The organism is Microbacterium sp. SORGH_AS_1204, from assembly GCF_030818935.1.
In the GTDB taxonomy this organism is placed as follows: domain Bacteria; phylum Actinomycetota; class Actinomycetes; order Actinomycetales; family Microbacteriaceae; genus Microbacterium.
The window spans coordinates 1,646,169-1,666,584 of record NZ_JAUTBD010000001.1 but is presented as its reverse complement, the minus strand read 5'-3'; the positions used below and the strand labels follow the sequence as shown (position 1 = coordinate 1,666,584).

Here is a 20,416-nt window from a genome sequence, read left to right as displayed (position 1 = left end):
GAGCGAGGGGCCGGACGGCGCCGCCGTCCGCCGTCGATACGATGGAACGATGACTTCTCCGGCCCCCGCCGCGGTCCTCTGGGACATGGACGGCACGCTCGTCGACACCGAGCCCTACTGGATGGCCGCCGAGACTCCGCTGGTCGAACGCTTCGGCGGCACGTGGACGCACGAACAAGCCCTCGGCATGGTGGGCCTCGCCCTCGAGGACTCCGCGCGCCTGCTGCAGAACGCGGGCGTGCCGTGGGGTGTCGACGACATCATCGCCTACCTCACCGACGAGGTGCTGCGCCAGCTCGCCACCACCGGTGTGCCGTTCCGGCCCGGGGCGCGAGAGCTGCTGGCCGATCTGAAGGCGAACGGGGTCAAGACGGCGCTGGTGACGATGTCGATGCGGCGCATGGCTCTCTCCGTCGTCGGCCTGATCGATTTCGCGGCCTTCGACGTCGTGGTCGCGGGCGACGACGTCGAACGGCCCAAGCCCCACCCCGACCCCTACCTGCAGGCCGCGGCGGTCCTCGGCGTCGACATCCGCGACACCGTCGCCGTCGAAGACAGCCCCAACGGCCTGCGCTCGGCTCTCGCCAGCGGCGCGGTGTCGCTGGGCGTGCCGCTGATGGTGCCGCTCGACGGCGTCGGCGCGCACGCCCTCTGGCCGAGCCTCGCGGGCCGCACGACCGCCGACCTGCGCGACCTGCACGCTGCGCACGCGCTGGCCCGCCCCACTGAAACGCGAGTGAACCGATGAGCGAGACCCCCCACCTGAGCGGCCCCTTCCGGGTCGGCGACCGGGTGCAGCTGACCGGCCCGAAGGGCCGCATGCACACGATCACCCTGCGCGATCAAGGCGAACTGCACACCCACAACGGCGTGCTCAAACACGAGCTCCTCGTCGGCCAGCCCGACGGCAGCGTCGTCACCAACAGCTCCGGGCACGACTATCTGGCCGTGCGTCCCCTGCTGCGCGACTTCGTCATGTCGATGCCCCGCGGTGCCGCCATCGTCTACCCGAAGGATGCCGCCCAGATCCTCGCGCAGGCCGACATCTTCCCCGGGGCGACGGTCGTCGAAGCCGGCGTCGGGTCGGGCGCGCTGTCGCTCTGGCTCCTGCGGGCGATCGGTCCCGCCGGCCGCCTGCTGTCGTTCGAGCGCCGCGAGGAGTTCGCCGACGTCGCCCGCGCGAACGTCGAGACCTTCCACGGCGAGCTGCCGGCCACGTGGCAGGTGATCGTGGGCGATCTCGTCGAGAGCCTTCCGGATGCCGTGGCCCCGGCATCCGTCGATCGCATCGTGCTCGACATGCTGGCGCCCTGGGAATGCATCGACGCCGCCGCCGACGCGCTGACCCCTGGCGGCGTGGTGCTCTGCTACATCGCCACCGCCACGCAGCTCAGCCGCGTGGCCGAGTACATCCGCGCGACCGGCCTCTTCACCGAACCGGATGCCAGCGAGACGATGGTGCGCGGCTGGCACGTCGAGGGGCTCGCGGTGCGCCCCGACCACCGCATGGTCGCGCACACCGGCTTCCTCATCACCGCCCGCCGTCTGGCGCCCGGTGCGATCCCGCCCGAGGTGAAGCGTCGCGCGTCGAAGTCCAGCTACGGCGACGAAGACGTGGAGCTGTGGACCCCGGGTGCGGTGGGCGATCGCGAGATCACCGACAAGAACCTCCGCAAGCGCGTGCGCGAGGCGCAGAAGTCCGCCGAGGGCGTCCGGCAGTCCGTCGCGGGGGCCGCGTCGGGGGAGCCCGGCTCGACCGCCTAAACTGTTCCGGTGCGCAGACTCCCCGCTCTCGTTGCCGTGACCGCCCTGGCCGGATTCGGCCTCGTCGGGTGCTCGGCATCCGCTGCCTCGTCGTGCCCGACGCCCACCGACGACGCGATCGCGTCGGTCGTCGACGCGCCGGGTGAGGTCGGTACGCTCCCCACCGCATCGGTGCGGTCGCCCTTCGTGCCGTCGGAGGCGGGCACCGCGACCCTCATCGAGGGCGACGGCCCGCGCATCACCACCGAGTCGCAGCTGGCCCTCGTCGACGTGACGGTATTCGACGCCGCATCCGGCGAAGAGCTCGTGGCGACGCCCTACGACGCCGACGTCGCCACGGCGACTCCGCTGCCGCGCCTGACGCAGGCCGTCCCGTCGCTGGCACCCCTGCTGCAGTGCGTGGCCGAGGGCTCGCGCGTCGCCGTCGCCATTCCTGGCGACGATCTCGGAGCGCAGGGCGCACAGGCCCTCGGTGTCGCCGAGGGTGAGGGCGCGATCTTCCTGTTCGACGTGCGCAAGGTCTTCCTCCCCGCCGCCGACGGCGCCGACCAGTACAACGCCGATTCGGGCATGCCGTCGGTCGTACGCGCGCCCGACGGGCAGCCCGGTGTGGTCATCCCCGCGGGCAACGCCCCGACCGAGGTGCGCTCGCAGACCATCAAGAAGGGCGACGGCGAGACCCTCACCGCCGACTCCTCCGTGGTCATCCACGTGCAGGGCGTCGCCTGGGGCGCCGACACGACCTTCGCCTCCACGTGGAAGAACGGCGCGCCGGGCCAGGCGCAGGTCTCGGTGCTGCCCCCGGCGATGGCCTCCGCCCTCGAGGGGCAGACCGTCGGGTCGCAGGTGCTGATCGTGGTGCCCGCCGACCAGACCGAGCAGGACCAGCAGATCCTGCGGGCCCCCTCCGGCACGGCCCTGGTGTACGTCGTCGACATCCTGGGCACCGCGGGTTGATCCCGCGGGAGTGAGACCCGTCGGTCTGTTCGACGGGCCGACCCGACGACGTTCGTCGGCGGTGTCTCCGCTCGCGACGCCTAGGATGGGCGGGTGTCCGCCGCCTCTTTCCGTAGTGCTCCCGAGGAGCGCTTGGTGAACCTCGTCGTGGCCCTGATGGCGACCGAACAGGGTCTGACGAAGGACACGATCCTCGCCTCCGTCGCCGGATACCGGGAACAGCTCGAGACGGGCGCTTCGAAAGATGCACTCGAGAAGATGTTCGAGCGCGACAAGGAGAACCTGCGAGGCCTCGGTGTGCCGATCGAGACGATCGGCAACCGCACCGATCCCGACGATCTCCGCGAGGCGCGGTACCGGGTCCCCACCGCGGAGTACGCCCTGCCCGAGGACATCTCGTTCAGCCCGGCCGAGGTCGCGCTGCTCAACATCGCGGGCAGCGTCTGGGGGAGCGAGTCGCTGTCGGCCGACGCGCGCAGCGGGCTGCGCAAGATCCGCGCCCTCGGCATCCCCGTCGACGAGCCGATCATCGGCTACGCCCCCCGCATCCGCGTGCGCGACGCGTCGTTCCCCGCGCTGCAGCGTGCGATCGAGCAGTGCCGCGTCGTGACCTTCACCTACCTGCGTCCCGGCGAGGCGCGCCCGCGGGAGCGACGCATCCGCCCGCTGGCGCTGCTCGAGTACGAGGCACGGTGGCACGTCTTCGGGTTCGATCTGAACATGGATGCCGACCGCACGTTCCTGTTGTCGCGCATCGTCGGCGATGTCACCGTGACGCGCGCCACCTTCCCCGCGGAACTGCGCCTGGGAGCGGGGGAGCGGGCGCTCGCGGGCCTGCACGCCGTCGCCGGCCGTCAACGGGCATTGCTCGAGGTGCATCCCGGCACCGAGGCTGCGCTGCGGCTCGCCCGACGGGCCGAGGAGGCCCCGCAGGGGATCATCGTGCCGTTCGTCGACCTGCACGTCTTCGCCGACGAGCTCGCCTCGTACGGCCCGGAGGTGCGTGTGGTGGAGCCCGCCGACCTCCGCGCCGAGGTCGTGCGTCGGCTCGAGGCGACCGTCGCACTGCACGGAGGCGCCGCGTGAACGCGGAGCGTCCGGTCGCGGCCCTGGATCGCGCGGCGCTTCTTCTGCAGCTCGTGCCGTATCTGCTGGGCAAGGGCGAGGTACCGGTCGCCGAGGCGGCCGCCGACTTCGACGTGGCGCCCGCGGAGATGCGCGCGATGGTCGAGCGACTGACCGTGATCGGCCTCCCCGGGGAGAGCGGATACTGGCAGCTGCCGCACGACCTCTTCGACATCGACTGGGATCTGCTCGACCGCGACGATGTCATCGCCATCACCAACACGGTGGGCCTCGAACGCTCCCCGCGACTCACCGCCCGAGAGGCGGCGGCGTTGCTGGCCGGCCTGCAGCTGGCGCGGAGTCTGCCCGGGTTCGGCGACAGCGAGCTCGTCACGGGGCTCCTCGGCAAACTCGCGCGGGGCGCGGCGGCCGCGCCACCCGCCGTCATCGTCGCCCCCGGGCCCGTGGACGGGGTGCGCGACGTCGTCGACCGCGCACTACGCGAGCGCGTGGCCGTGACCTTCACCTATCGCGCGCCCGGAGCGAAGCCGGCCACCCGCACGGTCGATCCGATCAAAGTGCACATCGCCAACGACCAGTGGTACCTCCAGGGCTGGGACCATCTGCGCCAGGCGGTGCGCACGTTCCACCTCGACCGCGTGAGCGACGCCGTCGTCACCGACATCCCGGCGGCGCACGGCGGCGATGAGGTGCCCGAGCTCTTCGCACCGTCGGAGGACGAGGTGGTGGCGCGTCTGCGCTTCCCTCGGGCGGTGGCTCCGTTGCTGGCCGATTACCTCGAACGGGCCGAGATCACGCCGATCGACGACGACACCTCGGTGGCATCCCTGCGCCTCGCCGACGAGCAGAGTCTCAAGCGCCTCGCCGCGCGCCGCGGCGGTGACGTCGAGCTGCTCGAGCCCGCCGGCGCGCGTCGAGCCGCGGCCGAATGGGCGGCGGCGGGCCTCGCGCAGTACGCGCCGACATCGTCGTGAACGCCCCGGTGCACCGACCGGCTTCGCTTCCCGGCCTGTGAAGAGGTCGCCGGGTTAGACTGAGAGCCACGCCCGACAACGACGAGGAGTCCTCATGTTCGGCAACCTCACCGGATGGCACCTGCTGGTCGTCCTCGCGGTCATCCTGCTGCTCTTCGGCGCCGCGAAGCTTCCCGCCCTCGCGAAGAGCATGGGGCAGTCCGCTCGCGTCTTCAAGAGCGAGATGAAAGAGATGAAGCGCGACGACGAGATCGCCGCGCAGTCCTCCGAGGCCCCGCGTCCGACCGACGCCGGCACGTCTCCGACCGTGGCGCCGGAGCAGCGCAGGTCGAACGACCCCACCGTCTAACCGGTGGCCACGGCCGGACCGCCGCGCATCGACGTACCCGAGGGGCCGCGGCGAGACAAGCGCATGTCGATCGGGGCGCACCTGGTCGAGCTCCGCAAGCGCCTCATGTGGGCGGCTGCGGCGCTCGTGGTGGGCATGGTGGTCGCGTTCATCATCACCGACCCGATCATCCACCTCATCACCGAGCCGATCCGCGTCATCGCGGAGCGTCGCGGCGACGACTTCTCGGCGCTGAACTTCACCTCGGTGACCTCGGCGTTCGACCTGCGCATGCGCATCGCGTTCTCGATCGGCATCTTCCTGTCGGCACCGGTGTGGCTGTGGCAGATCTGGGCGTTCATCATGCCCGGGCTCACGCGGAAAGAGATCCGCTACACGGTCGCCTTCGTGGCATCCGCCGTCCCGCTGTTCTTCGTGGGCTGCTGGGTGGGTCTTCTGATCGTGCCGCACGTGATCGAACTCATGTGGGGCTTCACCCCCGAGGGCGGCGTGAACTTCTACAACGCCGTCGATTACTACGACTTCGTCTTCAAACTGCTGATCGTGGTGGGCGTCTCGTTCGTGCTGCCGGTGTTCCTCGTGGCGTTGAACGTGGCGGGCGTCATGAGCGGCAAGGCGATCCTCAAGGGATGGCGCGTGGCCATCCTCATCGCGACGATCTTCTCGGCGCTCGCGACGCCCGCGGCCGACGTGGTCAGCATGCTCATGCTCGCCGGCATCCTGATCGTGCTGTTCTTCGCCGCGGCCGGGCTCTCGATGCTGTTCGACCGCCGCAAGGCGCGTCGTGTCGCGGCGGAGATGGCATCGGGGCCCATCGCGTGAGTTCCCCCAGTCCGGCCGAGCGTTTCGCTCGGGCCAGCGCCCGCTCGACGCACCCGCACACCGCGGACTTCGCCGAGATGCAGCGTTTCGAGCTCGACGACTTCCAGCTCGCCGGATGCCACGCCCTCGAGGACGGGCGGGAGCGTGCTGGTGGCCGCTCCCACCGGCGCCGGCAAGACCATCGTCGGTGAGTTCGCGATCCACCTCGCGATGCTCGAACCCGGCGACAAGGCGTTCTACACCACGCCCATCAAGGCGCTGTCGAACCAGAAGTTCCACGAACTGCAAGAGGTCTACGGCGACGACGAGGTCGGCCTGCTCACCGGCGACACCAACATCAACGCCTCGGCGCGCATCGTCGTGATGACCACCGAGGTGCTGCGCAACATGCTGTACGCCGACTCGCCGGCGCTGCGGGGTTTGCGGTTCGTCGTGATGGACGAGGTGCATTACCTCGCCGACCGGTTCCGCGGCGCGGTGTGGGAGGAAGTGATCATCCACCTCCCGCCGTCGGTGAAGCTGGTGTCGCTGTCGGCGACGGTGTCGAACGCCGAGGAGTTCGGCGACTGGCTCGACACGGTGCGCGGCGACACCGAGGTGATCGTGAGCGAGACGCGTCCCGTGCCGCTCGAGCAGCATGTGCTCGTGCGCGGTGATCTGCTGCCGCTCTTCGACGACCGCGCGGGGGTCGCCACCGCGCAGGTCAACCAGGAGCTGCTGCGCATCCGCGGCGGCAACGCCGGCGGGTACGAGAACAACCGTCGCGCGCAGGAGTACCGCTCGCAACGCCACGCCGGGGGTCCCCGTCACGCGCATCAGCGCCGCGGCGGACACAAGCCGCTGCGTGCTCAGCAGGGTCCCCGCATCGAGCGCATCGATCGGCCCGAGGTCGTCGAGCTGCTGCAGCGCAACCACCTGCTGCCGGCGATCTTCTTCATCTTCAGCCGCGCCGGGTGCGACGCCGCCGTGCAGCAGCTGCGCCGGGCGAACGTGCGGCTCACCTCGGCCGAGGAACGGGCCGAGATCCGGCAGATCGTCGACGAGCTGACCTTCACCCTCAAAGACGAAGACCTCGCCGTGCTGCACTTCTGGGAGTGGCGCGACAACCTCGAGCGCGGCATGGCCGCCCACCACGCGGGACTCCTCCCGGCGTTCAAAGAGGTCGTCGAGGAGCTCTTCCGCCGCAAGCTCGTCAAGGTGGTCTTCGCGACCGAGACCCTCGCCCTCGGCATCAACATGCCCGCGCGCACCGTCGTGCTCGAGAAGCTCGAGAAGTTCAACGGCGAAGCGCGCGTCGCCATCACCTCGGGGGAGTACACGCAGCTCACCGGTCGCGCCGGCCGCCGCGGTATCGACGTCGAGGGCCACGCCGTGGTGCAGTTCACCGAGGGGCTCGACCCGCAGTCGGTCGCCGCCCTCGCGTCGCGCCGCACGTATCCGCTGAACTCCAGCTTCCGGCCGACGTACAACATGGCCGTGAACCTCATCGACCAGTTCGGGCGTGCCCGAGCGCGCGAGATCCTGGAGTCGTCGTTCGCGCAGTTTCAGGCCGATCGCTCGGTCGTGGGCCTGGCGCGTCAGGTGAAGGATGCCGAGGAGTCGCTCGCCGGCTACGAGCAGGCGATGACGTGCGACCGGGGCGACTTCCGCGAGTACTCCACCATCCGTCGCGAGCTCAGCGATCTCGAGAAGATCAACCGTCGGGACGCGACGGCTCCCCGGCGCCTGCGCGACGAGCGGCAGAATCAGATCCAATCCCTGCGCAAGCGCATGCAACGGCATCCGTGTCACTCGTGCCCCGACCGCGAGGCGCACGCGCGCTGGGCGGAGCGGTACTGGAAGCTCAAGCGCTCCACCGACAAGACCCGGCAGCAGATCGACCAGCGCACGGGTACCGTCGCGCGCGTGTTCGACCGCGTCGTCGAGGTGCTCGCGGCCCTCGAGTACGTCGGCATCGACGAAGACGGCGGCACCGTACTGACCCCGTCCGGCCGCACCATGCGCCGCATCTACGGCGAACGCGACCTGCTCGTCGCCGAGTCGCTGCGTCAGGGGCTGTGGGAGGGCCTCGACGCCCCCTCGCTCGCCGCCCTCGCCTGCTGCCTGGTGTACGAACCGCGCCGCGACGAGGCGGGCCCGGGGGAGCGGGGCCTGCCGCGCGGCGCGTTCCGCGGAGCCCTGGATGCCACGCAGACCCTGTGGCAGCAGCTCGACGATCTCGAGCGCGACCACCGTCTGCCCGGTTCCGAATCTCCGGCGTCGGGTCTCGCACCGGCGATGCACGCGTGGGCGAAGGGTCTGCCGCTCGACAGTGTGCTGACCCTCGCCGACATGGCGGCGGGTGACTTCGTGCGCTGGGCGAAGCAGACGATCGACCTGCTCGATCAGATCTCGCTGGTGGCCGAGCCCAAGCTCGCCAAGACGGCGCGGACGGCGCTGGATGCCGTGCGCCGCGGCATCGTGGCGTACACCTCTGCATGAGCGCCGCACCCTCCCGCGGCCGACGCGCCGCTGCGCCGGCCGCGGCGCCCGAACCGCTCCTACGTCTGGCATTCGCCGCTCCGCTCGCCGTCGTGGCCGGTCTGCTGCTGGTGACCGCCTACCCCGCGCTGGCTTGGTGGCCCATGGCGCTGCCCGCGGTCGCGCTCGCGCTCGTCACCCTCGTCGACCGACGGTTCTGGTCGGCCGTGCTCGTCGGCTTCCTCTTCGGAGCGGCGTTCTTCTCGGTCAATCTGCTCTTCACCGCCCGCTACCTCGGTCCCGTGCCGTGGGTGGCGCTGTCGCTCCTCGAGTCGCTGCTGACCGCCGTGTTCGCCGTGCCCATCGCCCTGGCCTACCGCTGGATGCCGCGGGTCGCCCCGGGAGTCGTGGGCCGGGTCATCGTGCTGCCCGCTCTCGTCGCCGGGCTGTGGACGCTGCGCGAGCAGGTGGTCGGTTCGTGGCCGTACGGCGGGTTCCCGTGGGGGCGCATCGGTGTCTCGCAGGTGAACGGTCCGTTCGCCGAGGTCGCCTCGTGGGTGGGGATGTCGGGGCTGTCCTTCCTCGTCGTGCTCGTGTGCGCCGCGGCCGTCGAGGTCGTTCGGCTTCGGCCGACGCGAGGGCGGCATCGCGGTCGTCACCTGGGCGCCGCGGCGCCGGCGCTCGTCGCGCTCGCCCTCGTGGCCGTTCCGCAGTTCCCCACGACCGAGGCCGGGTCGATGCGCGTGGGAGCGGTGCAGGGCAACGGCCCGGCGGGATACTTCGACCAGCGCGCCCGCGGCGCCGTGTTGGATGCGCAGCTCGCGGCATCCGCCCCGCTGCTCGGACAGGACATGGACGTGCTGCTGTGGCCGGAGGGCGGGGTGGACTCCGACCCCACCGCGAACGAGACGACGTCGCGCGTGCTGCGGGAGCTGTCGCGACGGGTCGACGCGCCGCTGCTCATCTCGGCGGTCACGGAGCGGGGGTCGCAGCTGTTCAACTCCTCGCTGCTGTGGACCGCCGACGGGCAGCAGGGCGCCACCTACGACAAGCGCCACCCGGTGCCGTTCGGCGAGTACGTGCCCGACCGCGCCTTCTGGGAGCCCTTCGCCCCCGACCTGATCGGACTGATCGGCCGGGAGTACACCCCCGGCAGCGCGCCGCCGCTCATCGACGTGAACGGCGTCGACGTGGGCCTGGCCATCTGCTTCGACGTCATCTACGACGACGTCGTCTGGGACGGCGCGAGCGAAGGCGCCGAGGTATACATGTTCCAGACGAACAACGCCGACTTCCGCGGCACCGACGAGAACCTGCAGCAGCTCGCGTTCGCGCAGATGCGCGCGATCGAAACCGGTCGTTCGGTCGTGAACCTCTCGACCGTCGGGACCAGTCAGGTGATCGCGCCCAACGGGTCGACCATCGACGCGCTGCCCATCGACACGGCGGGCCACATGCTCACCGACGTTCCGCTGCGCACCGGTCTCACCCCCGCCGTCGTCATCGGGCCCGCGGTGAAGATCGTGCTGGGCTGGGGGAGTCTCGCCGCCCTGCTGTACGCCGGCCTCGCGGTCGGCGTGCGCGCTCGCAGAACGAGAAAGACGCCGACCCCCGAAGGGGCCGACGTCTGAACTCGTCTGTCAGCGTCAGGCGCTGAGCTTCTCGCCGCCGGCGCCACGGCGGGCGCGGACGAAGGCGAGGCGCTCTTCGAGCAGCTCTTCCAGCTCGGGGAGGGTGCGACGCTCCAGGAGCATGTCCCAGTGCGTGCGCGCGGCCTTGTCGCCGCTGTGGTCGACGGTCGCGGTGCCGTCACCGATGCGCAGCAGCGCCTCGGCGCCGCACGTGCGGCACTCCCACGCCTCGGGAACCTCGGCGTCGGCCGCGAAGGTGAGGGTGGTGTCACGTCCGCACGTGCTGCAGGTGTAGGTGTGCTGTGCACGGTCGTGGAACACGACGCCATCTTCGCTTTGGAGGCTCTGGGCGCCGAGTCGGATGCCGCGGAGACTGCGGTCTGCCATTGTGTGGTCCTCTCGTCGGTCACCATGTATAACGTCTGCACCTGTGCGCTTTATTCGAACCTCGCGTCTCCCGGCGGCTTTCACAGACGATGCTCAGACAGCTGTCGTTCCCCGTCTCTTCACCACCGCGAAAGCGACGTCGGCGCGGTCGGTGACGAGTCCGTCGACGCCCAGATCGAGCAGCCGCTCCATGTCGTCTTCGGCATTGACCGTCCACACGTGCACCTCGACGCCGGCGGCGTGGGCGTCGCGCACGAGACCGCGGGTGACGACGCGGATCGGGCCACGCCGCTCGGGGAGCTGCAGGGCGTCCACATCGGCCAGCAGGGCCCGCACGCGGGTCGTCTGACGCAGCGCCCGGGCGACGAGGAGATGCCTCACGGTGTCGAGACCGGGCGAGGTGGCGGGTCGTCGCACAGCGCCGGCCGACCGCGCGGCGTCGAGCGCCTCCCGGCGGCGGGCATCGGAGAAGCTCGTCACGAGCACTCGCTCGGCGTGCGGGGCGACGAGCCGTCCGACGCTCCCGGCCGCCGCCGCGGCTTTGACGTCGAGGTTGAAACGCACCTCGGGGAACGCGTCGAGGGCCTGGGCGAGCGTGATCAGGCCGCCGCGATCGGACATGATCTCTTCGAGCTCGTGGACGCGTACGTCGGCGATCCGGCGCGGGTCGTCGGCGACTCGCCGGAGGTCGTCGTCGTGGAAGAGCACCACCTGCCCGTCGGCGGTGAGGTGGCAGTCCGACTCGACGTAGGCGAGTCCCGCGGCGTGCGCCTCCGCGACCGCGGCGAAGGAGTTCTCGGCGACGCCGTGTGCGGCGGCATCCGGACTCACCAGACCCCGGTGGGCGAGCACGCGCGGGGCGTCGGGGGAGAGGTACGGATGCCGCTCGGCGGGGGATGCGTTCATGATCGGGGCCTCCGATCGCGAACGTAGCACGCGGCGCGGGGGGCATTCCGGGCCTGGACACGGTGCGCGCAGCCGGCACGCATCGCCGGGCGGCGACGGCCGGGTCGATAGGCTGGCGGGTGTCGTGTGCGCCCGCGTCGGCCGACGACAACCGATTCATCGTCAGGAGAAACGCGTGTCTCAGACCCTTCCGTCCGGATCCCTGAGCGGCAAGACCGCCCTCGTCACCGGCTCGTCGCGCGGCATCGGCGCCGACACCGTGCGCTACTTCGCCGAGGCCGGCGCGAACGTTGTCATCAACTTCCGCAACAAGGCGCCGCGCGCCGAGAAGCTCGCGACGCAGCTGCGCGAGCTGGGTGTCGAGGCCCTCGTGGTCGGCGCCGATCTGACCGATCCCGAGTCGGTGCGCGCGATGTTCGACGAGGTGCAGCGCACGTTCGGCGGCCTCGACATCCTCGTGCTGAACGCCTCGGGCGGCATGGAGTCGGGCATGGCCGAGGACTATGCACTGCTCCTCAACCGCGACGCGCAGGTCAACGTGCTCGAGACGGCTCTGCCCCTGCTGAAGGACGACGCCCGCGTGGTCTTCGTCACCAGCCACCAGGCGCACTTCATCCGCTCCACCCCGACCATGCCCGAGTACGAGCCCGTCGCCCTCTCCAAGCGGGCCGGCGAAGACGCGCTGCGCGAGAAGATCCCCGCCCTCGAGGAGCGCGGCATCGGCTTCACCGTCGTCTCGGGCGACATGATCGAGGGGGCACCATCACGGCGACCCTGCTCGAGCGGGCGAACCCCGGCGCCATCTCGGCACGCCGCGAAGACGCCGGCAAGCTCTACAACGTGTCGGAATTCGCGGCCGAGGTCGCTCAGGCGGCCGTCGACCCGGTCCCGGCCGACAACACCCGCCTCGTCGGAGACACGGGTTCGTTCGGAGACGAGTGAGCATGCGGCCGACCGACATCCAGACACTGATCGGGGTCGGTCGGCCCGCGATCGCCGCCACGGGGGTCTTCGCGATCTTCGCGACCTCGCGTCCCGATCTCGACGCCGATCGCGCCGTCGGACAGCTCTGGCGGGTCGATCTGCCCGCGGGGTCCCCGCGTCGCATCACGCGTGGAGTCGCCGACCGTTCTCCGCGCCTGTCTCCCGACGACGGCACGGTGGCGTTCCTCCGTTCCGATGCGAAAGGCCGCGCGCAGGTGTTCGTCGTCGCCGCGCACGGCGGCGAACCCGTGCAGGTCACCGATCAGCCCGGGGGAGTGACCGACCTGGCGTTCTCGCCCGACGGTTCGCGGCTGGCGTTCACCGCGCGCGTGCCCGAGCCGGGACGCTACGGCACCGTCGAGGGGCGGGATGCCACCGCCGAGCCGCCGCGCCGGATCACCGGCATCCGGTGGCACGCGAACGGTCTCGGCTACCTCGATCGGCCCGCGCAGGTCTTCGTCGTCGACGCGCCCGCTCCCGATCTCGAGCCGTTCTACGAACCGGCACCGGCACTCGAGGCGCCGGAGAGGCGCGTCGTACCCGCGCCCGCCGTGCAGCTGACCCACGGCGAGACGAGCTGGAACGGTGTGGTCTGGTCGGCCGACGGCGCTGAGCTGCTCGGCGTGCCCGACGTGATCGAGACCGCGCGCCGCGACCTGCGCGACCGCGTCGTCGCGATCGCCGTCGACAGCGGCGAGCAGCGCGAGGTGCTCAGCACGGCCGAGAACCTCTCGGTCGCGTCGGTCGACGTCGCGCCCGACGGGGCCGTGTTCCTGCTCGCGAACGACGTGGGAGACGAGGGCACCGATTTCGTGGCGCCCGGCGTCGCGCTTTTCGCCCTCGACGCCGACGGGCCGCGCCTGCTCACCGACCCCGAGACGATCGACCTCGGCGAGGTCGGCAGCCACCTGTCGTTCGACGGGGGCGACGTGCTGGTGCAGGACCGCACGCGCGGTCGGCTGCGGCTGCTGCGCGTCTCGCGCGACGGACGGGTCTCCCCGGTGCTGGGCGGCGACCTCGAAGTCGCGGGCCACGCGGTCGCGGGCGGGCGGGTCGTGGCATCCGTCTCTTCTCCCGAGTCGTTCGGCGAACTCGTCGTGGTGGACGGGCACGAGATGCGGGCGCTCACGGCATTCGGCGCGGCCGCACGCGATGCCGGCATCGTCCTGCCGGTCGAGCACGAGATCACCGGTCGTGACGGCTACCCGGTGCACGGCTGGGTGGCGACGCCCGAGGGGGAGGGGCCGTTCCCGGTCATCCTGCAGATCCACGGCGGTCCGTACGCATCGTACGGCGTGCACCTGTTCGACGAGACCCAGGTGCTCGTCGACGCCGGCTACGCCGTGGTCTACAGCAACCCGCGGGGGAGCGCCGGTTACGGCCGCGCGCACGGGCGGTCGATCCGCCGCCGCATGGGCACCCTCGACTTCTTCGACGTCATCGACTTCTTCGACGGCGTCGTCGCGGCCGACCCGCGCCTCGACGGCGAGCGGGTGGGCGTGATGGGCGGCTCGTACGGCGGGTACATGACCGCGTGGGTCATCGCCCACGACCACCGCTTCGCCGGCGCGATCGTGGAACGGGGATTCCTCGACCCCACCGCCTTCCCGGGCGCCAGCGACATCGGCTCGTTCTTCGGTCAGGAGTACGTCGGCACCGACCCGCTGCGGGTCGCCGCCCAGAGTCCGATGGCCGTGGTCCATCAGGTCACGACGCCCACCCTCGTGCTGCACTCCGAACGCGACTTCCGCTGCCCGATCGAGCAGGCCACCCGCTATTACGCGGCGCTGAAGGCGCAGGGGACCGAAGCCGAGATGCTGATCTTCCCCGGCGAAGACCACGAGCTCACGCGCGCCGGTCGGCCCCGGCATCGCGTGCAGCGCTTCGACGCGGTGCTCGACTGGTGGAGCCGGTACCTTCCGATCCGCTGAGGCGAGGGGGGACCGGATGCCATGGCATCCGGTCCCCGTCTCACACGGCCTTGCCGAACTGGATCGCGCGGACGATCTGGAAGATGCCCAAGACGACCAGCGAGACGCCGATCAGCAGGAACAGGGTGACCGCGCCGAGCAACGGCGAGAAGAGCAGGACGACGCCCGCGACGATGCTGACGATCGCGAAGAACATCGTCCACGCGCGGGCCTTGGAACCGTGGCCGAGGGTGGTGAGCGAGACGACGCCCTCGATGATCCACAGGATACCGACGAGCGTGCCGATGAAGACGCCGAACCACGCGGTCGTGGCCGAGAGGTTCGCGAACGAGAAGATGCCCGCGACGATGAACAGCACGCCCAGCGCGATGTAGCCGAGACGCGCCCATCCAGAGCGCCAGAACAGGCCGATGGCGATGTTAACCAGACCCGCGATGATGACGTAGACCGAGACGATGGCGACCGCCACTTCGGCGGTGCGCCCCGGCCAGATGAGGATCAAGGCGCCGATCACGAGCGAGAGGACGCCGCTGACGCCGAGAGCGGTACGGACTGCTCCGATGACGGGATTGGACGCGGTGGCGGAAGACATGGCGAGCCTTTCTGAGTGAAACCTGAGAACAGGTCTCACCCTAGACCCGGCGATTCAGGCGGCGCGAGTCATCCGGTCGCGGTGTGGGGGAGCAGCAGGGCCACCGCGAAGAGCACGGGAAGACAGCCCAGCGTCGAGATGAAGACGACATCCCTCGAGAGGATCTCGCCGACACCGTAGCGTTGCGCGAAGTTGAACACGTTCTGCGCCGTCGGCAGGGCCGCCAGCACCACCACGATGAACACCTGGTCGGCGGGCAAGCCGAACAGCGTGGCCACCAGGAAGGCCAGCGCCGGCATGGCGAGCAGCTTGAGCATCGAGGCGATCACCACGTCGACGCGACGGCCCGGCTCGGTCAGCACCCGCTGCCCGTACAGAGACATCCCGTACGACATCAGCAGCACCGGCACGCACGCGCCGGCGATGAGGTGCAGCGGGTCGAAGACGATCGGAGGCAGCTCGACGCCGAGCAGCGCCACGCCCACCCCGAGGGCGGAGGCGATGAGCATCGGGTTCTTCGCCGTCTGCAGCAGGATGCGCCCGATGTTGCGCGAGCCCGAGGTCGCGGCATCCAGGATCGACAGCGCGATCGGCATCAGCAGGAGCAGCTGGAACAGGATGACCGGCGCGGAGTACGCGGCGTTGCCGAGCATGTACAGCGAGATCGGGATGCCGATGTTGTTGCTGTTGACCTGCCCGGCCGACAGGGCGCCGATCACCGTCTCGCCGGCGGGGCGGCGCAGGATCAGCGTCGAGACGAGGACGTAGAGGGCGATGATGACGGCGGCCGTGATCATGGAGACCGGGAGCAGCGCGGAAAACAGGGTGGCCACATCGGCCCGGGCCAGAACCGTGAACAGCAGGAACGGCGACAGCACGAAGAACGTCAGGCGGCTGAGAACGTGCCGGGCATGCGGGCCGAGCAGGTCGATCCGCGCGATGACGTAGCCCACGACGACGGCGAGACCGACGACCGCGAACCCGGTGAGCACGCCGGTCATGCGCGGAGTGACCGGGAGGGGTGATCGAGAGGCATCGCCTCCAGCCTATCGCCGCCGGCGGGCGCCGATCCGGCGTCGATCGCCCGCGCGGACACGAAGAGGCGGGCGCCGGTCAGACCGACGCCCGCCTCCCGCCGGAGATCAGCCGCAGCTGCGAGAGCTGTACGCCGTCGTGGTGGTCTTGGACTGCCCGCCCGCGGTGGCGACCGTCGAGACCGAGCCGGCCGCGATCGACACCTGCCGCGTGGTGAACGCCTGCGACACCGTCTTGCCCGGTGCCAACGAGACGACCGACTTGGTTCCGAAGGGCGTCGTCACGTTCACCGAGACGGCCTCGTCGTCGCGGTTGACGATCTGGGTCGTCAGCACGACCTTGCCGGCGACGCAGCGGGTCGAGGCGGTCGTCTCGACCTCGGGGCCCGGAGAGGGCACCGTCTGCGCCGACACGCTCTGCAGCGTCGGCGTGACCTTCTTCATCAGACCGTCGGCGCCGAACTCGACCCGATCGATCGTCGTCTCGCGGTTGGTGCCGTTGCCGTTCGGCATCGCGAAGCGGTGGTAGGCGATGTACCAGTCGTCGGTGCCGGGCACGTTGATGATCGAGCTGTGGGCCGGTCCCTTGATGCCGAGCGACAGGTCCTTCTCGAGGATCACCCCGCGGTAGGTCCACGGGCCGTTCATGCTGGTGGCCGTGGCGTAGCCGACCCGGTAGTTCTCGCTTCCGGTGTCGTCGATGGCGTACGTCAGGTGGTACAGCCCATTGCGGTAGTTGAAGAAGACGCCCTCGCGGAAGTCGGTCAGACCGTTGATGCGCTGATACGTCCCCGGCTTGATCGACTTCATGTCGTCGGACAGCTCCGCCAGCACGGGTGAACCGTTGCCCCAGCCCAGGTACCACTTGCCCGTCACCGGGTCGTGGAACGCCGCGGGGTCGATCGCCTGGCCCGACGTGACGGCCTCATTGTTGAGGATCATCGCGTTCGGTTCCGCCGTGAACGGCCCCTCGGGGCTGTCGGCGACGGCGACGCCGATCGTCTTGCGGTCGTAGGTCGGGTTGTGGCCGCTGAAGTAGAAGTAGTACTTCCCGTCGCGCTCGATGATCGTCGGCGCCCACGCGTTGCCCGTCGCCCACGGGACGTTGCCGTTGGCACCGTCGAGCGTCAGGAACGGCTTGTCGGAGCGCGTCCAGTCGACCAGGTTCTTCGACTTCCAGACGTAGAACTCCTTGCCGCCCCAGCCGTCGAAGCCGTCGGTCGTGGCGTAGATGTAGTACGTGTCGCCGAACACCGCGATGTTCGGGTCGGCGTACAGACCCGGCAGCACGGGGCTGTTGACGACGAGCGCTTCGATCTTCCACTCCGTCTTGGCCCCCTTCGAGGTCGTCACGGTGTAGGTGACGGGGGAGCGCAGGTCGACCGTGGTGCCCGACGCCGGCGACGCCGTCGACCCGGGGACCAGACCGAAGGTCGGAGCCAGCTTCGTCACGTCGGTTCCCTTGACCACCGGCAGCTTCACCGTGCGCGCCGCGTTGTCGACGATCGGCGCCATCTTCAGCTTCTCGGGCTGGGTCAACGAGACGTCGACCAGCTGGTCCTCGACACCCGCATTCTGCAGGATCTCGATGCTCGACAGTGCACGGTTGTACACGCGGATGTTGTCGTACCAGCCCTGGAAGTAGCCGTCTGCGCCGTAGAACGACCGGCCCAGATACCCGGCGAGGTTCGAGCCGAGCTCGCTCACCGTGGCGTTCAGCGCGAGGTTCTCGTCGACCTTCACACCGTCGATGTACATGCGCATGATTCGGCCGTCGTATACGAGGTCGTACTTGTGCCACTGGCCGCTCGAGATGGTGCCCGTGACGTCGGATTCTCCCTGCCACGTCGCCTTCGTGATGGCGTTGCGCGCCTCGTCGCCACGAACCCGCAGGAACGAGTAGCGGTCCTGGCTCTGGCCGAAGGCGAAGGTGAAGAAGTTGCCGCTCGTGCGCTCGGACTTGACGTCCATCGACACGGTCATCGTGTTGCGGCCGTCGAAGAAGCCGGTCGGGAACGAGGCGAACCCGCCCGTCGCACCGGTCAGCTTCAGCGCCGATCCCTTCGTGGCATCCGTCGCGATGGCGGCCGTGCCGGATGCCGTGAGGTCGGCGTCACCGATCGAGTCGGCGAGCGAGCCGTTCTCGAAGGTGTACTCGGCGATCGGGCCCTGCTGCGGCTCCTCCGGCTCGACCGGCTGGTCGCCGTAGGCGGCGAGCAGACGCGCCTCCTCCGCCTTCGACAGGCGCAGGACCGACCCGTGACGGAAGGTCTGGTCGAACGAGAACTGGTCGGCGCCCGACCCACTGCTGAGCTGACGGAACTTCAGGCTCGACAGCGTGTCGGCGATGTGACCGTAGTAGCTGAACTCGTCGCCCATGACCGACCAGCGGCCGTCGGGCAGCCGGTAGACCGTCAGGCCCTCCATGCGGGTGCGCATGCCGGCGGCTGCGGCCTGTCCGGGCTCGATCTTCCGCGTCCAGGGGCCGTCGAGCGACGGCGCCGTGTCGACGAGCGTGTCCCAGTCGGAGGTCGAGAAGCGGTAGTAGGTGTCGCCCTCCTTGGCGATGGTCGAGTCGATGATGTTGCGACCGCTCTGGCCGTCGCCCTTGGGGTTCATCGTCGTCCAGATCTCGGGCGTGGTGAACGTGACGAAGTCGCGGGTCTTCGTCAGGTACATGCGCAGGGCCCAGTCCGGGGTGTTGTTGTCGGTCTGGTCGCGTGCAGCCCAGTAGACGTAGTACTCGCCGGTGGCCTCGTTGTAGATGGCCTCGGGTGCCCACACGCAGCCGGCCTTGTCGAGACCGGCGAAGACGATGCGCTGGTCGCTCCAGTTGACGAGGTCGGTGGACTCCCAGACGACGAGGTTCTTGCTCGCGTTCAGCTGGTCCCACCCCGATCCGCCCGCGCCGCCGCCTTCGGCGTGCAGGTCGGTGCCGATGATCCAGTACTTGTCGCCCTCGGGGGAGCGGACGAGGTGCGGGTCGCGCACGCCGAGGTCACCGCCGAGGTTGGCGAGGATCGACCGGTTGTCGTTCAGCTTCTCCCAGTGCAGACCGTCGGTGCTGTGGCCGTAGAAGATCTTCTCGTAGCCGCCCTCGACGCCGAAGTGCGTCCACAGGTAGCCGGCCGAGTAGTCCTTGTCGAGCCCTGCGGGCGCCGCCTTGACGGTGACCTCGATCTGTCGGGTGACGGAGGTTCCGGATGCCGCGGCGGTCAATGTCACCTTCGTGTCGGTGCCGCCGCGGGTGACGACACCCGCGGCCTTGCCGCCGGCCGCCGAGGTGGTGATGACGCCGGCGGGAGAGGCCGACCAGGTGATGGCGGTGCCGTTGACCGATCCCTTGGCGGGAAGCGTGATGTTGCCGCGCACGTCGTTCGCGTTGGGGATGCTGATGGCGTCGAGGTCGGCCTTGGCGAGCTCGGCGGCACCGGGCATCGGCGCGACGGTGACCGCGAAGGTCTTCGTCTGGGTGGCCGAGTTGCGAGTGAGCTTCGCCGTCAGGGTGGCGGTGGCCGCGGGCTGGCCGACGGCGGGACGCGTGACCTTGCCGGTGGCGCTCACGACGTCGGCGTTGCTCGTCGACCAGGCGATCGTCGAGCCGTTGACGCCGGTGGCGGGCAGGGCGAGGTCGGCCGTGACGGCGCTCAGGTCGCCGAGCGAGAGGGCCGCGGCGTCGCGCTGCAGTCGGGTGGCGTCGGTCGGGACGAGCGCGGCCACCTCGGATGCCGAGAGGGCCGCGTTGTACACGCGGAAATCGCGGACGCTGCCGGCGAGGCGGCGGTCGGCGTCGTACACGGAACGGCCGATGTAGTTGGCCGTCGTCACCCCGCCTCCGATCGCGCTCGGCTTGGTCGTGACGCCGGTCGCCTGACCCACCTGCGTGCCGTCGAGGTAGATGCGAGCCGTGTCGGTCGCGTCGTCGAGGGTGTACGTGATCGTCTTCCACACATCGCGCGGGAGGTCGGCGTTGCTGTTGGCGGTCTGCTCCGTCTGCCAGTTGCCCGTGGCGATCGACGTCCGGTAGGAGTTGCCCGTCGAGAAGAGGTAGCCGTTGCCGGCCCCGCCCGAGGTGTTGCCGAGACCGTAGATGAAGTACGGCGTGCCCTGGTCGGCGCGGATCAGCACCTCGGTGCTGACGGTGATCGAGTCGAGCCCGGCGAGCAGGTTGTCGGGCAGGTCGACGTAGTCGTCGCTGCCGTCGAGACGCACGCCCTCGCCGCCGGCGAGTGCGGGCCCGCCGACGTAGCTGGCGTTGCGCCCCGAGCCGGAGACGTCGGCCGCGGTCGTTCCCGAGGTCTCGGTCAGGGGGTAGTGGGCGACCAACCGGGAGTCGGCTGCGGCCGCTGGTTGAGAGGCGACGAGCGCGCCGGTGAGCGCGAGCGCGAGCGCCGTGGTCGTGGCGAGGGCACGCCGAGGAAGGGTCTGCTTCATTGCGATCCTTTCGAGGGCCAGCATTGGCCGCGAGGGAAGTTCCGGGGAACGGGAGAAATGTTATCGCTAACGGTCGGTCGCGACAAGACGCGCCGCCCACCGCCG

The 20,416-nt window shown here is 70.1% G+C and carries 14 protein-coding genes and 2 pseudogenes; 11 read left to right on the top strand and 5 right to left on the bottom strand.

Annotated elements, in window-relative coordinates:
• Positions 1–49 precede the first annotated feature (49 nt).
• The 9 genes and pseudogenes from QE410_RS07565 to lnt all read left to right on the top strand — a co-directional run bounded on the left by QE410_RS07565 (position 50) and on the right by lnt (position 10,043).
• Positions 50–748 (top strand): HAD family phosphatase, encoded by a 699-nt coding sequence (locus QE410_RS07565; RefSeq protein WP_307330042.1) that lies wholly within the window; start codon positions 50–52, stop codon positions 746–748.
• Positions 745–1,764, top strand: a complete 1,020-nt coding sequence (locus QE410_RS07560) for a tRNA (adenine-N1)-methyltransferase (protein WP_307330039.1) — start codon at positions 745–747, stop codon at positions 1,762–1,764. The genes QE410_RS07565 and QE410_RS07560 overlap by 4 nt, the downstream gene beginning before the upstream one ends.
• A 9-nt stretch (positions 1,765–1,773) precedes the next feature.
• Positions 1,774–2,721, top strand: a complete 948-nt coding sequence (locus tag QE410_RS07555; protein WP_307330037.1) for an FKBP-type peptidyl-prolyl cis-trans isomerase — start codon at positions 1,774–1,776, stop codon at positions 2,719–2,721.
• 93 nt (positions 2,722–2,814) lie between these two features.
• Positions 2,815–3,807, top strand: coding sequence for a YafY family protein (locus QE410_RS07550; protein ID WP_307330035.1), 993 nt, complete (start codon positions 2,815–2,817; stop codon positions 3,805–3,807).
• Positions 3,804–4,781: a YafY family protein gene (locus QE410_RS07545; protein ID WP_307330032.1), complete on the top strand. Its 978-nt coding sequence runs from the start codon at positions 3,804–3,806 to the stop codon at positions 4,779–4,781. Before QE410_RS07550 ends, QE410_RS07545 begins: the two co-directional genes overlap by 4 nt.
• 94 nt (positions 4,782–4,875) lie before the next feature.
• Complete coding sequence (gene tatA / locus QE410_RS07540) at positions 4,876–5,130, top strand: Sec-independent protein translocase subunit TatA (RefSeq protein WP_307330029.1); 255 nt, start codon at positions 4,876–4,878, stop codon at positions 5,128–5,130.
• A gap of 63 nt (positions 5,131–5,193) precedes the next feature.
• On the top strand, positions 5,194–5,952 hold the full coding sequence (tatC, locus tag QE410_RS07535) for a twin-arginine translocase subunit TatC (RefSeq protein ID WP_307334398.1): 759 nt from the start codon (positions 5,194–5,196) through the stop codon (positions 5,950–5,952).
• Positions 5,949–8,433, top strand: a pseudogene (locus QE410_RS07530) (DEAD/DEAH box helicase). The gene tatC and the pseudogene QE410_RS07530 overlap by 4 nt, the downstream one beginning before the upstream one ends.
• Positions 8,430–10,043 carry an apolipoprotein N-acyltransferase gene (gene lnt, locus QE410_RS07525; protein ID WP_307330026.1) on the top strand — a complete coding sequence of 538 codons (1,614 nt, stop codon included), beginning with the start codon at positions 8,430–8,432 and terminating at the stop codon, positions 10,041–10,043. The pseudogene QE410_RS07530 and the gene lnt overlap by 4 nt, the downstream one beginning before the upstream one ends.
• A 15-nt stretch (positions 10,044–10,058) precedes the next feature.
• Here lnt and QE410_RS07520 read toward each other — a convergent pair whose 3' ends face one another.
• Both QE410_RS07520 and QE410_RS07515 read right to left on the bottom strand, forming a co-directional pair.
• Positions 10,059–10,430: an RNA polymerase-binding protein RbpA gene (locus tag QE410_RS07520; protein WP_058231613.1), complete on the bottom strand. Its 372-nt coding sequence runs from the start codon at positions 10,428–10,430 to the stop codon at positions 10,059–10,061.
• Positions 10,431–10,523: 93 nt separating this feature from the next.
• On the bottom strand, positions 10,524–11,336 hold the full coding sequence (locus QE410_RS07515; protein ID WP_307330018.1) for a glycerophosphodiester phosphodiesterase family protein: 813 nt from the start codon (positions 11,334–11,336) through the stop codon (positions 10,524–10,526).
• Between the two features lie 175 nt (positions 11,337–11,511).
• On the opposite strand from QE410_RS07515, the pseudogene QE410_RS07510 reads away from it, so the two are divergent.
• Together QE410_RS07510 and QE410_RS07505 are read left to right on the top strand one after the other, a co-directional pair.
• Positions 11,512–12,278 (top strand): annotated as a pseudogene (locus QE410_RS07510) (SDR family oxidoreductase).
• Between the two features lie 2 nt (positions 12,279–12,280).
• Positions 12,281–14,251, top strand: a complete 1,971-nt coding sequence (locus QE410_RS07505) for a S9 family peptidase (protein WP_307330015.1) — start codon at positions 12,281–12,283, stop codon at positions 14,249–14,251.
• Positions 14,252–14,291: 40 nt separating this feature from the next.
• On the opposite strand, the gene QE410_RS07500 is transcribed toward QE410_RS07505, so the two are convergent.
• The 3 genes from QE410_RS07500 to QE410_RS07490 all read right to left on the bottom strand — a co-directional run bounded on the left by QE410_RS07500 (position 14,292) and on the right by QE410_RS07490 (position 20,311).
• Positions 14,292–14,843 carry an HdeD family acid-resistance protein gene (locus tag QE410_RS07500; protein ID WP_307330012.1) on the bottom strand — a complete coding sequence of 184 codons (552 nt, stop codon included), beginning with the start codon at positions 14,841–14,843 and terminating at the stop codon, positions 14,292–14,294.
• Positions 14,844–14,911: 68 nt separating this feature from the next.
• Positions 14,912–15,844, bottom strand: a complete 933-nt coding sequence (locus QE410_RS07495; protein ID WP_307330010.1) for an AEC family transporter — start codon at positions 15,842–15,844, stop codon at positions 14,912–14,914.
• Between the two features lie 141 nt (positions 15,845–15,985).
• Positions 15,986–20,311, bottom strand: coding sequence for a family 43 glycosylhydrolase (locus QE410_RS07490; RefSeq protein ID WP_307330007.1), 4,326 nt, complete (start codon positions 20,309–20,311; stop codon positions 15,986–15,988).
• Positions 20,312–20,416: the final 105 nt, after the last annotated feature.